Annotated in this window: 11 protein-coding genes; 6 read left to right on the top strand and 5 right to left on the bottom strand. The window is 46.2% G+C overall.

Annotated elements, in window-relative coordinates; all coding sequences use genetic code 11:
- Positions 1 to 24: 24 nt before the first annotated feature.
- Entirely contained in the window at positions 25 to 486 is a 462-nt protein-coding gene (locus H3H32_RS01720; RefSeq protein ID WP_182460957.1) for a hypothetical protein, read from the bottom strand.
- A 228-nt stretch (positions 487 to 714) separates the two neighbouring features.
- Between H3H32_RS01720 and H3H32_RS01715 the strand changes: the two genes are divergently transcribed.
- From H3H32_RS01715 to H3H32_RS01705, 3 genes are all read left to right on the top strand, one after another.
- Complete coding sequence (locus tag H3H32_RS01715; RefSeq protein WP_182460956.1) at positions 715 to 1,509, top strand: hypothetical protein; 795 nt, start codon at positions 715 to 717, stop codon at positions 1,507 to 1,509.
- Between the two features lie 316 nt (positions 1,510 to 1,825).
- Positions 1,826 to 2,368 (top strand): phage tail protein, encoded by a 543-nt coding sequence (locus H3H32_RS01710; RefSeq protein WP_182460955.1) that lies wholly within the window; start codon positions 1,826 to 1,828, stop codon positions 2,366 to 2,368.
- 112 nt (positions 2,369 to 2,480) lie between these two features.
- On the top strand, positions 2,481 to 6,698 hold the full coding sequence (locus tag H3H32_RS01705; RefSeq protein ID WP_182460954.1) for a beta strand repeat-containing protein: 4,218 nt from the start codon (positions 2,481 to 2,483) through the stop codon (positions 6,696 to 6,698).
- 112 nt (positions 6,699 to 6,810) lie between these two features.
- On the opposite strand, the gene H3H32_RS01700 is transcribed toward H3H32_RS01705, so the two are convergent.
- On the bottom strand, positions 6,811 to 7,167 hold the full coding sequence (locus tag H3H32_RS01700; protein WP_182460953.1) for a hypothetical protein: 357 nt from the start codon (positions 7,165 to 7,167) through the stop codon (positions 6,811 to 6,813).
- A 444-nt stretch (positions 7,168 to 7,611) separates the two neighbouring features.
- A complete protein-coding gene (locus H3H32_RS01695) occupies positions 7,612 to 8,160 on the bottom strand; it encodes an RNA polymerase sigma factor (protein WP_182460952.1) in 549 nt (182 codons plus the stop codon).
- Positions 8,161 to 8,466: 306 nt separating this feature from the next.
- Between H3H32_RS01695 and H3H32_RS01690 the strand changes: the two genes are divergently transcribed.
- Positions 8,467 to 8,691, top strand: a complete 225-nt coding sequence (locus H3H32_RS01690) for a hypothetical protein (protein WP_182460951.1) — start codon at positions 8,467 to 8,469, stop codon at positions 8,689 to 8,691.
- A gap of 45 nt (positions 8,692 to 8,736) precedes the next feature.
- The gene (locus H3H32_RS01685) at positions 8,737 to 9,651 is read left to right on the top strand and encodes a YihY/virulence factor BrkB family protein (protein WP_182460950.1); all 915 of its coding nucleotides are present in this window, start codon (positions 8,737 to 8,739) and stop codon (positions 9,649 to 9,651) included.
- A 266-nt stretch (positions 9,652 to 9,917) separates the two neighbouring features.
- Here H3H32_RS01685 and H3H32_RS01680 read toward each other — a convergent pair whose 3' ends face one another.
- Complete coding sequence (locus H3H32_RS01680) at positions 9,918 to 10,154, bottom strand: DUF6965 family protein (RefSeq protein ID WP_182460949.1); 237 nt, start codon at positions 10,152 to 10,154, stop codon at positions 9,918 to 9,920.
- Between the two features lie 786 nt (positions 10,155 to 10,940).
- Between H3H32_RS01680 and H3H32_RS01675 the strand changes: the two genes are divergently transcribed.
- Positions 10,941 to 11,201 (top strand): winged helix-turn-helix domain-containing protein, encoded by a 261-nt coding sequence (locus H3H32_RS01675; protein ID WP_182460948.1) that lies wholly within the window; start codon positions 10,941 to 10,943, stop codon positions 11,199 to 11,201.
- 13 nt (positions 11,202 to 11,214) lie between these two features.
- Here H3H32_RS01675 and H3H32_RS01670 read toward each other — a convergent pair whose 3' ends face one another.
- A complete protein-coding gene (locus tag H3H32_RS01670; RefSeq protein WP_182460947.1) occupies positions 11,215 to 12,720 on the bottom strand; it encodes a peptide MFS transporter in 1,506 nt (501 codons plus the stop codon).
- Positions 12,721 to 12,746: the final 26 nt, after the last annotated feature.

The raw sequence follows: 12,746 nt of genomic DNA, 5'->3' as shown, positions 1-12,746 counted from the left end.
TCCAATTATGGAGTAGATAGAAAATTAGGAGCAACGCTCATCGGATTGACCGATAAACAAAACACTACCGGTGTCACAATCGGGCGGACAACCGTGCGAAAAATCGAATACCTCATAGGTTTCCTGGACGGTCTTTCCTTCGCTAAGTACCGACATGGTTCCAACCAGGTCGATAATCACATCAGAATCTGGCTGCGCGGGATCGATATCTTTCTCATAAGCTGCCGACACCAGCAACAGGCAAGGACGCATACGTCCGGCATCTTTCTCTTCTTTCCGGCCAACATACATCCGAACAAACTCGGTATCCTGCTGAGCCAGTAATTCAACAAAATCGGCCCGACGCACAACAAAGGCCCGCATTTCGGTAGGATCAAGCGGTTTCCCTGCCGGATCGGCATCGATCCAGTTGGTAATCCAGTTTTGAGCGGTTTCAATGGGAACAGAGAAAGGTACCCAATCGATGGTGTTCTTATCAGTGGTCATTATTGTGTAGTTAATTGGTTCAGAGAAGCGCAAAACAACGCAATTAAGGAAGGCTATACACCCGTAGAACTACCCGTTTTTATACCATAGGCAGAAAAGCCCGGATGCGCCCCTGTAAACTACCTGTTTCGATGATTGGGCAATTCTACTAGTTTACTGATTTTGAAAATCGTACACTTTTGCATCATTAATCTTTCCTATTTCACCTTTTTATAACCAAACAAAATCATGGTACTCGAAGCAGTAACGTTCTCGCCAACAGTAACGCTCCCTAATCAGGATAGCAACAATCAGCCAATTCAATACTATCTGGTATGGGCATCCATACCGGCCAATGACGACAAAGGAATTATTATCGACAACGTGCTGGAAGGTGACGAAATAGAGGTGTACAATACCGCTGGAATAGCCTCTTTCACGAAAGTAAACATGGAGCCTATCAAGGGAATTGTGGGCATTATCAACGCAGTGGCTGGGGGAGCAATCGTTCTGGCTGAGCCCGAAATGGCTCCGCTGGTTGCCGGATTTACGGCGGGTGTAGAAGCCATCATTGCTGCCGTTCCGAGCGAATTAGGTAATGCCCGACGCACAGCCTATGGCCTGGACCCCGGCACCGGCGACTACGCCAAAGACGAAGGCGGTCTGATTGTTTGTATGCCCGAATCGAACGGAGCTATCTATGCCACAGATAAGTATCATCTCACGGGCGACACCAAGAATCAGGGACGGCTCTATAAATATTATAGCGACGCAACGAAAAATGTCAATGCCTTTTTCCCTTGCCCAGTCGTGAATGATTCGAATGACCCTACCAGCCCCAACAACGGCCGCATGAGTGCAACGTCGGGAAAACCAGGACGTGGTGCCGTTAATATTCTGGCTTTCGATGAGCGGTTCGACGATAACGCAGGCTACTACAATGTGGGTATCATCATTACCCGCCACAGCAATCTTGACCAGAGTGCTCAACTCAAAAAGGAACTCATCAGCAGTGTACCGAATACAATTTTCGGTTCGATGTAGTATCGGTAGAATGTAGCGCTCTGGGTGCGCTCAACTACCAACAAGTCTGCCTGATCATTTTCGGCATCGCTGTTCCTCATAGCGGTGCCGAAAATGACTAGAAGGCTAAGGCACGGCAAGAGTTAATCTTTTTTCATTAATGGAACATATGTGCTAATAGATGCAACATATATGGCAGTAATTAATAAATAGTCAGCCGTATTTAGCGACTTTATTAAACGACCTATTTATCGCTTTTTAGCCAGCCCCTGTCTAGTGCTTTGGAGCTAAGTAATCCTATTCCTTCCTCTTTTTACCTTTTAAACGACACGTAATCATGGAACCCTATATTGGTCAGATTCAACTTTTTTCCTTCAATTTCCCACCTAAAGACTGGGCTTTCTGCGACGGACGACTCCTGTCTATTGCTCAGAACCAGGCACTTTTTTCGCTCATTGGAACCACTTATGGCGGTGACGGTATTACGACCTTCGCCTTGCCCGACCTTCGCGGACGAACACCCATTGGCTTTGGGCAGGGACCAGGCCTCTCAAGACAGGAAATGGGTGAAGCGGCAGGAACAGAATCCGTCACGCTTATCTCTAGTCAAATGCCTGCGCACAATCACATGCTCATGGCCTCATCGCAGCCCGCAACCCAGAGCTCGCCAGAAAATCATTTATTGGCCGTATCGAGTGGAGTCGATAGCAGTTCCGACTCCCCAGTCAATGTGAATACCTATGGCACAACGGCTAGTACAACAGCCAATCCAATGGCAATTGGGGTAAGCGGAGGCAGTCAGCCGCATACCAACATGCAACCGTATCTGGCGATGAACTACTGTATTGCGCTGTATGGCGTATTCCCAAGCCGGGGTTAACGAATGCGCTTTACGATCGACCAGTATGTATAGGCCTTTTAGGCGATGCATACTGGTCGATTTACCTATTTCTCATTGTTTGTTTCACTCCTACCCAATACCTCATCTGCGTATGAACACTTTATACTCTTCTCAGCCTGTTGGCTCTTTTCAGTCATCACAGATCCGTACTTTTTTTCGACGTGTGAGCCTGCTGGTGTGGTTATTCTGCTTGGCAACAACAGTGAATGGGCAGTTGTATTATGTATTGAATGATGGAAGTGCAAGCACACGAAACGATCAATTCAAGAAACGCGCTGCAGATGGATCAAGTGACTCATTTATCATCGATAATTTTGCCGACTCTCCTGGCTCGATAGCTATCGACAGAACCAACAAGAAGGCATTTATCATCGAAAACCGGGTAACGACTTCATCCCGGATTTACGCTATAAACTTGACGGCAGCCACCTCAACTACCTTCCTGACCTCAACGAGCATTGTTACCGGGTTGGCTGTCGATAATGTAAACAATCGCCTGTACTATACCGCTAGCGACGGATTGGCATCTAGCCAGAACGATTATTTACGTCGGATTAATCTGGATGGCACCGGCGATGCTGCTGTTGGTTCGGGCTTTGCTTATTCGGCGGGGAATATTGCATTAGATCTGGCGAATAACCGTGCGTTTGTTGCTGATCGTCGATTTGGCAGTTCACAAATTTATTCGGTTAATCTAAGTACCGGTGCTTCTTCAACGTTTCTGATACCAACACCACCAGCCTCTACCACTGTTACGGTACGGGGAATGGCAGTCGACGCAGCCAATAATTACCTGTATTATGCGGTCAGCGACAACGATGCCAACCGGGCCGACGATGCTTTATGGCGAATTAATCTCGATGGGACAGGTAATACACAGCTTTCAACCGGCAATGTCTATAGTATGGGCGATATTGCCCTGGATAAAACCAACAACCGCGTTTACATATCGGATTTACTAGCAACTGCTCCCCGTGTTGCCTACCTCAACCTCAACAATAATGCAACCGCTACGTTTCTTACCCCTTTGAATACATCACAGGTAACTGGTATTTCCTTTGATGCCCCCTCCTGCCCTACTAGCTTTATTGTTAATAATCTGGGCGATGGTACCGACGCCAATCCGGGCGATGGTGTCTGCGCCACATCGGGCGGTGTCTGTACACTGCGGGCTGCTATGCAGGAAGCCAATGCGCTAACCAGTTGCCCCGGCTCCTTAAGCATCTCGTTTAGTGTAACGGGAACCATCAATACCACGTCGATCCTGCCAACTATTGCCCGAGATTTAGTCATTACCGGACCCGGTGCCAGTCAGCTTACCGTTAATGCATCCGGTTCACCCCACCAGTTGTTCAATGGAAGCGGCACGATCACGATAGCTAATCTGGCTATCACCAACGGATCGGGAGGGGATGGAGCTGCCATCACTGTCAATAGTGGCTCATCCCTAACGGTGGCTGGTTGTGCCCTCATCAATAACACAGCTGAATATGGTGCCCATATTTACGCCGTCCAATCATCCGTATGGATTCAAAACTCGGCCATCACTGGTAATACGGCAACGGGCGGGGGAGGTGTAACTATTGATAGAGCAACTCTCACCCTTATTAACTCGACTATAGCCAATAATGACTTAGGTATCTTCGCCTTTGGCAGTCCGTCAATTAATCTCCTGAATGTAACCCTGGCTAATACCAGCAACGGTATTGTGTCTCAAAGTGGGACTCCCACGATTACCGTTAAAAACTCGATTCTGGCTAATGGCGCCCCGGCGTTTGCCACCCTGGGCGGCTCCTCCCAAACGATCACATCACAAGGGAACAATCTCTGCACCGATGCGTCGCTAACTCCCACCGCTTCGGGCGATCTGGTCAACACGAATCCATTGCTGGCTACGCTAGGCTATTACGGCGGATCGACCCTTACCCGTGCGTTGTTGCCGGGCAGCCCGGCTATCAATGCCGGCACCAGTACGGGAGCCCCAACCACTGACCAGCGCGGGGTTGCCCGGTCAGGCAATACCGACATTGGCGCTTTCGAATCGCGGGGTTTTAGTATGGCCATTACCGGAGGAAATAACCAGTCGACAGTTGTTAATACTGCTTTTACGAATCCGCTCGTCGTTTCGGTCAGTAGTGCCAATAGTGAGCCGGTGGCTGGAGGCATAGTCACTTACACAGGGCCGGGCTCGGGTGCCAGCATTAATCCGGTTTCTGGTACAGCCAGTATTGCGGGGACAACCGCGTCGGCTTCGGTGACGGCCAATGCCACGTCGGGTGGATCGTATAATGTGACGGCAAGTGCCAATGGAGCGAGTTCATCCGTCAATTTTGCGCTTACCAATACGGCATTAGCGCCTAGCTTCACAACCATGCCCACCTCTAAAACGGTTTGTTCAACGAGTGGTACTACATTTATTGTAGCGGCTTCGAATGCTACTTCCTATCAGTGGCGGGTTAATACGGGTAGCGGGTTTACGAATCTGAGCAACGGAACCCCTTATTCAGGGGTTACCAGTACAACGTTAACCATCAGTAACGTAGCGGGATTGAATGGCTACCAGTATCAGTGCGTAGCTACGGGAGCCGGATCGACTACGTCCAGTTCTGCTACCCTGACCGTCCCCCCCACTCCCAACGCTACGATTACGTATGCGGACTCTCCTTTCTGTAAGACTGATGGCGTAGGAACTGTAACCCAAACGGGTACAAGTGGTGGCACTTATACGGCCAGTCCAACAGGCCTAAGTATCAATGCGAGTACGGGTCAGATCACCCCTGCTAGCAGCACTACCGGCATTTACACTGTTACCTACTCAATGACTGCCAGTGGTGGTTGTCCTCAGGTTACAACTACCACCAGCGTAACGATTAACGGCTCACCTACAGCAATCCTAAGCAACAATGGCCCGCTAAGTTGCACCCTCACCACGGTTACTCTAACGGCCAGTGGTGGCAACTCCTATACCTTTGTCAATAGTATCGGGACAGTGCTGGCCGGTACCGGCAACACTCGACAGATAACCACACCGGGTACTTATTCAGTCACGGTGGCCAACTCGAGTGGTTGTGTGAGTACCACCTCAACCACCGTATCCAGTAATACCGCTTCCATTACGGTCAGTAATCCCACAATCACCACGGGTACAACGGGTATATCCTTCACCCAGAGCTTCACGGCCACAGGAGGAGTAGCACCCCGAAGCTTTACCTTAGCCGGCGGTACGTTACCCTCGGGAATAAGTCTGGTCAGCGGTACGGGGGTTTTGTCAGGCACACCTGTCCAAAGTGGTACTTTCCCCATTACGGTGCGAGCCACCGATGCCAATGGCTGTTCAGGAACCGGTGCTACCTATACGTTGGAGATCAACAATCCCACACCCACACTTAACAACTTATCAGCAAGTTCAGCTACACTCTGCGTGGGTAGTCCCGTCACGTTTACAGCAACAGTGGGCAACATATCGGGTAGCTATACCTACACCCTTGCTAACGGGACCAGCACCACCCTGACCGGTACAGCCACGAGTACCACCTTTAGTCAATCCTTAATTACGACCGGCTCGGGTGTGCAAACCTTTACTCTGACCGTGGCCAGCAGTGGACAAACGACAACTGCCACTACTACTTTGACGGTCAATACACTACCATCCCTAAGCGTAACCCCAACTAGTGCTACCCTGACCAACGCTAGCCCAACCACCACGCTAACGGCTACCGGAACCGGCAACTTCCTGTGGTCGACCGGGCAATCTTCATCAATCATCTCGGTTACGGCCAGTGGTCTTTACTCGGTCACGCTGACCAATGCCAGTGGTTGCAGTAGTACAGCCAGTGTACCCGTGACGGGTTCTGATCTAACGATAAACCTCGACCTGCCTCAGGCTAATTTTGCGGCATCGGGCACGGCTTCGGTAGGTAACTTTGTGGTTAATGTTTTTGAAGTGGGCGGTTTACCCACTTCCTCAGGCAATGTCCGAATCACCATCAGTGCTCCGGTGGGTTATACTTTATCCTTCCCTCCCTCGCTGACCTCGATTCAGGTTTCAGGAGGCAGCTTAACGCCGATTAACAACGCCCAGTGGACAGTGAGCACGAACCTAGCCAATCGGCAGTTGACCCTAACGATGGCTAGTGGAGCTTTCATTGGGGCTGGTGGAGAATCAAGTCTAGGCTTTAGTATGACCCGGACCAGTGCTAATTCGGGTAGTGTGTCGAACATCACGGTAAACGTAGCCGATGATCTGACTATGACCTATGACGGCAATTTAGCCAACAACGTCTACGCCCGAATTATTAGTGGTTTATAAAGACGAAACCTGCGGGGTGATGGTAAGTGCTTGTAGTCACCATCACCCCGCAGGCTTTCATGTCCAGAAGGTCACTTATCAGTCTTACCATCTATGAATTTCCCAATTGGCATCAAGCCAATGGCCTTTCTCTGATAAGTTTTTTGCTGTATGTGGGCCAATAAGTCTCTTTTACCTGTTTTACCTCTTCGGCCTCTTCAAATTCTCCCCACTCTTCAAGCCGGGCAAGAAAGACTTCAAATAACAAAGCACTTGTGTCTGGATTGCTTGGGTCTGGAATGTGCCTGATCCGCGTAATATTAGCCGCTACATAAACAGGTAATTTGTCGGCTAGTGGTTCGTCATCTATGCGATAAACTAATCCATAACGATATAAAGGGTATTTGTCCACTAACCTGTCGGTTCCCAATTGAGTGAAATGCTGGCGAGATGGACCATCATAAACTTGAAAGCGTAGAACGTACTGCATGATGTAGATTTGATGAAAAGCTTCATAGTTTCATAACTTCTAGTAGGTTGAATTTTACGAACAGTTAAGCTCCCAATAGGATACTCCTGTACACCTACATTTGTCAACAGAGTTTTATCTCACTAAACAATAAGACTTCAAATCAACCTGAATGGTTGCTCTCATTCACTTTTTATTGATTAAGCGGTTAACGGGAGAAAGATACTGATTGGCTCGATTATTGCCCATTATATTTTAACTACTACTAGCCTAAACCGTTAGACCAGAAACATTTAAAATACGTAGAGTGCGGTCTCGGTATCAGCTACTCATATAGAAACAGGAAAACTCTCAACGAGAGAACGACATACAACCCATAAATAACTAAAGCCCCATCGTAACTGATGGGGCTTCGGTTTTACTCACTAATTATATTCTTATACGATATATACCTGACAATTCCCTCTAAATCAACGCTTTTCTAGCATATAAACGTTGTACTTTCTCTCGACTTCTCTTTAGCCGCATCTTAACTGCGCTTGATTTTAGACCATACAACTCGGCAATTTCATCGATACTCATGCCGTCTTCATATTTTAATCGTAACAACGACCGCTCCTCAACCGAGAGAGTTCCCATAGCTTGCTTAACCATCTGAAGTGTTTCTTCATGCAGCAAAGCTTCATGCGACTCATCTATACAATCAACATCGTCATTAAGTCCGGTGGTGGTCAGTCGTTTAGCTATCCGAAGCTGATCGGCGCAATAGTTATAGGCAATAGAATATAACCAGGTTGAAAAGCTGGATCGCTGTTGAAAACCATCGAGTTTATCGAACACTTTCAGAAAAATATCGTGTGTAAAATCCTCGGCTTTCTCAGAATCCTTGGTCATTGATAAACACCGTTGGTAAACTTTACCTACATATCGATTATAGAGGGTTTCAAAGCACTGATTGGGTTGCGTAGTTAAGCATTGACGAATCATTTCTTCGTCTGTCAATGAAGTCATCATAATAAATTATATCGTACAAGTTAACTAAAATCATATTCTTTAAACAAATACAATTGTCGATTGAACTTTAGAATAAATTCAGTCAATTAAGACACAATAAATCTATTATACGGTAGATATATTTTCTATATCCAGTTCTGGGTCTTTAACGGCCCCAATTACTTACCTTAGCTCAGGTTACAAGACGTTTACGCTCCTATCCGAAACAAGTACATTTTCTCTATAGCTAATTAGCGAACGATTTTTAGTGAACAAATAGCTACCTATATGTTATATACTGATGAGCCACTAACCCGCTTACTAATCATGAAAACGAAACGATCGGGCACAGGTCAGCCACAGTATAGTTCCGATATAGATTTTGCCAGTATTACCGAACACCACCTTAGCGAATGGCTTCACTTACTGGATCATTTGCAGGATATCCATGCCCCAACCGATCAGTTAGCTTATTGCCGTAATCAGGTAACCCGGCTCCAACTCGAACTGTACCAATTGCGTAATACTAACTGGCGGGAAAAGGCGGGGTAGGGTATTCAGGTTCGTTTTTGGTCTAACACCTTTATTGCTCATACGGTGAAAAAAGTAGCTCCCCTTCTCTTACTCTTAAAACAGGCATTCACCAACCTGCAAGCAAATGATCCTATCCGGATGGCGGGGGCCACTGCTTTTTTCTCTTTTTTTGCCTTACCGCCTATTGTCATCATTATTAGTAGCGTACTTAGTCGGCTTTTTAACGATCACTATCAGCACATTAGCGGCCAATTTTTTGACGAACTAGCCGACCTGTTTGGGGCCAGAAGTGCCAATCAGCTTGAAGACATTTCGCATCGTCTTCAGGGCTCGAAACCTAGTTTTCTGTTGACTGTACTGAGCTTTCTCTTGTTGCTGGTAGCTTCTACTACTTTATTAGCCATCCTTAAAAGCTCCCTGAATCAACTGTGGAGCATTAAAAAAAAGGAAGGGAGAGCCTTTCTGGCCACTCTGATCGATAAGCTTATGGCTATGGCCATCATTATAGGCTCCGGGTTCCTGTTTAGTTTGTCATTAACCCTTGAGCAATTCACCGCTCAGTTAAGTCTACAGTGGTCACTTCCTTCATTTGCCTACTATCAGTCAATAGCTAATGTTGGCCATTTTTTGGCTTCCATACTTATCCGAATGATTTGGTTTGCGCTATTATTCAAGTTTTTACCCGATGTCAGAATAGACTGGAGAGCTGTTTGGCCAGGTGCATTTTTCACGAGTATTCTGTTCAAAGCAGGCGAAGCCATCTTAAATAATCTCCTTATTCATAGCCAGATTGGGCCACTTTATGGCAGGTCAGGGGCAATTATTTTATTGCTGTTGTTTGTCTTCTATGCGTCACTATTGTTTTATTATGGAGCCTCTTTTACCCGTCAGTACAGCGAGTGGATTCATTTAGCCGTCAAACCCAATAGCCGGGCAGTGGCTTATACAATTAAGGAAGTTGGTGGATCAACTTCATGATGGAGAAACTCACTCTATGAAACAGTAAAAAGTTTTTTATGAGCTGAAAATCTGTCGGTTAGTTTACTGCGTATATAAACTAACCGTTAACTTTTACAGCCGTGAATAATCCTCGTTTTTCTTCGTTTGCCTTGGTTCGTGTCCTAACCTGGGTAACTGTGTTCTTGATTACCTTGATCTATACTTACAGTGTAGTCAAATTCTTGCTCTAAACAGTTTGACTCTATAAAGCCAGTGTAGCAATTTTGAACCATTGCAAATCAGTATCAGTGTACTTCTTCTACCGATTCCGTCAGCATTAGCCAATCCTTAACTTCTGTTAGCATAAGCGCGGCCGACTTTCTGGTTGCTTCTACCTCGCTATACAGTTGTTGCAGACGGGTATTCACGGCTCCCTGTACATTGAGCAATACACTATATTCGTTGATGTGTTGGGGGCCACTAGGCAGATCACGGCCCGAAAAGAAATCGACTAACTCCTGGTGTTCACGACTAAGATTCATAGTACGAAAGTAGGGAGTCAGCTTCTTAGTTCCATAAATTGTCAATGCATTATTGGCAATAATTCTGCTATTACCAGCTCGTCTATACCAAATCCAGTGGCTCCTCTACCCACTCATTCTCCAAACAAACCGTTCTTTCTCTATTTTTTCGGCTACATATATAAGTCTCCGTTACAGGCATTTTCTACCCATGACTAATGCCTGAATCTAAGTACATACAAATTGGTATGTAAAGGCATTGACCGTGAGACGAATAGACTTTTTAAGGCAATCGATAGGAAGTTTTTTAGACTAAAATAACCTTCATTAATGCGGGCTGGCTCAATTATTGAGGTTTTTCGCTCGAGAATTTACAAACCAACAGGTTTGGTTTGTAGTTGGATAGTTCATTAATCGCTGACTCTTTTAGGGTCAGCGATTTTGAACTATAATGCTCGAAGGCTACCTCCTAACGATTACGCTTTATTCAGGAACGGCCTTTAACAGCAAAAGCCCTGCCAATATGGATAGGGCTTTTGCTGTTGTATAATATAGGATCGAACCCTGTCAACTCTGCTTGAGCGGTTCGATTCAGGCTTTGGCCTAATTTTCGTTTAGTATAGCTGGTATCGTTTTTCAACGGCCTTATTTTCCCTTTGCCTCATAAAATCAATTAAGTTAAATCAATCTTCTATTTATCTTCGTTAGGTCATATGTAAGGCTTTTATTCGTTGCTCTCAGATTAATAAAAGGCACGAATTTCGCTATAGATTCACTTAAAGCTACCTATAGTTCGTTTGTTTTAACATGACTCTTACATTTGCTCAATATAGTATTCTAAAGGCCACAGAAAAAGGGGTGACCTATCCTCAATTGGAACAGGAAACCAATTTTGACTACCTCATGATTAATTACTACATTGAGGGATTATTAGCCATTGGCATGCTGTGTGCAAATGATAAAGAAGAGAGTAATACGATTAGTTATCAACTAACCGATGAGGGTACCGATTCGCTCGATGAATACGAGCGCGCGAATCCAGCGTTAGTTATCAAGGACTTCCAATAACGCAGTACCGTTTTTACTCAATACCACCCATCCACTTTTTCAGGGGTTTCGATAAAAGTAGTAGCAGAAAACCGAAGCCTAAACTGAAATACGCAACACTTTGGAACATTTCCGGCATCTGGTGAACGTTTTCTTCGTCAAAACCACCCGCAAATAGCCCCGCAATCAAATTCCCCAACGACGTACCCACAAACCAGACACCCATTAACTGGCTGGTGTACCGTTTTGGTGCCAGTTTAGAAAAAGCACTCAACCCAACCGGACTCAAAAACAACTCGCCAAGGGTAAAAAACAGGTAAGTAAACGACAGGTATAAAGGCGATGTACGGGTACCCGTCAATGCTATTTTAGACGCAATAACCATGATAACATAAGCCAGACCAAGCAAGAGGAGGCTTGTTGCAAATTTGGCAGGTACCGAATAATTTAGTTTTCGATTCGCCAGAAAAACCCAGAGCATGGCCAGAATAGGCGAAAAAGTCAGAATGAAAGCTGGGTTAAGGTTCTGAAACCAGCTCGATGGTACTTCCCAGCCAAAAAAGTTGAGGTCCGTATACCGATCGGCAAAGATTTGTAGCGACGATCCCTGCTGCTCATTTCCCGCCCAGAACAAAGCGGATGCCAAAAAGAAAACGAACAAAACAATTACCCGTTTTTTTTCAACAGCATCCAATCCTCCTGCCGCTAAAATGTACACAAAATAGCTTACGGCTATCAGCGAAATGATCGTTCCCATTGCCCGCGCCAATCCTTGGGCGGTAGTCATATCGATCATGCCCGTCAGTTGCAGCGCCCCTAGTACCACAATTAAGAAAACGACAAAAGCTAGTATGGAGCGATTTCCCGTCTGAGATTTCGGGCCATCCGTTGCTGGCCGGGCTACGTAGTTACCATACTCCCCCAGAAACCGTTGTCCTAAAACCCGGAAGGTAACTAACCCAAGGGCCATTGCTATAGCAGCAGCGCCAAAACCATAATGCCAGCCGACTCGCTGCCCCAGATACCCAACCGTAAAAATGCCAAGCAACGAACCTAAGTTGATCCCCATGTAGAAGATAGAGAAAGCCGCATCTTTACGCGCGCCCCCTTCAGGGTATAACTCCCCAACAACACTGCTAATGTTTGGTTTCAGTAGACCAGTTCCCATAGCAACCGTACAGAGACCTACATAGAACAACCCCGGCCCCGACGGAATAGCCAGGATAAGGTGACCAAGCATAATAATCCAGCCGCCGTACCAAATAGACTTCCGCTGGCCCAGAATTGTATCGGCAATAAAGCCCCCCGGTAAAGAAAGTAGGTAAACGGATGCGGTATAGATTCCATAAATAGCCGCGCCTTCTGCTTCACTAAGCCCCAACCCTCCCCGAACGTTATCGATCAAAAACAGGAGTAAAATAGCCCGCATGCCGTAATAGCTAAATCGCTCCCACATCTCGGTAAAGAATAGGACGAACAGACCTATAGGATGACCAAAGAAGGTGACGTTGTTAACGGGTTTTTCAATAGTAGCTTCCATCTAGTTAGGTTAATTGATCAGTTTGC

Origin of the sequence: Spirosoma foliorum, from assembly GCF_014117325.1 — a bacterium.
Taxonomy (GTDB): Bacteria; Bacteroidota; Bacteroidia; order Cytophagales; family Spirosomataceae; genus Spirosoma; species Spirosoma foliorum.
Note: the sequence above shows the minus strand (reverse complement) of the source record. Positions and strands in the feature narration are given on the sequence as shown.

Bases quoted from the DNA above. Each gene is read 5' to 3' on its own strand.
- H3H32_RS01690 (WP_182460951.1), top strand. From the start codon at position 8,467: ATGAAAACGAAACGATCGGGCACAGGTCAGCCACAGTATAGTTCCGAT.
- H3H32_RS01680 (WP_182460949.1), bottom strand. From the start codon at position 10,154: ATGAATCTTAGTCGTGAACACCAGGAGTTAGTCGATTTCTTTTCGGGC.
- H3H32_RS01700 (WP_182460953.1), bottom strand. From the start codon at position 7,167: ATGCAGTACGTTCTACGCTTTCAAGTTTATGATGGTCCATCTCGCCAG.
- H3H32_RS01670 (WP_182460947.1), bottom strand. From the start codon at position 12,720: ATGGAAGCTACTATTGAAAAACCCGTTAACAACGTCACCTTCTTTGGT.
- H3H32_RS01715 (WP_182460956.1), top strand. From the start codon at position 715: ATGGTACTCGAAGCAGTAACGTTCTCGCCAACAGTAACGCTCCCTAAT.
- H3H32_RS01710 (WP_182460955.1), top strand. From the start codon at position 1,826: ATGGAACCCTATATTGGTCAGATTCAACTTTTTTCCTTCAATTTCCCA.
- H3H32_RS01720 (WP_182460957.1), bottom strand. From the start codon at position 486: ATGACCACTGATAAGAACACCATCGATTGGGTACCTTTCTCTGTTCCC.
- H3H32_RS01695 (WP_182460952.1), bottom strand. From the start codon at position 8,160: ATGATGACTTCATTGACAGACGAAGAAATGATTCGTCAATGCTTAACT.
- H3H32_RS01675 (WP_182460948.1), top strand. From the start codon at position 10,941: ATGACTCTTACATTTGCTCAATATAGTATTCTAAAGGCCACAGAAAAA.
- H3H32_RS01705 (WP_182460954.1), top strand. From the start codon at position 2,481: ATGAACACTTTATACTCTTCTCAGCCTGTTGGCTCTTTTCAGTCATCA.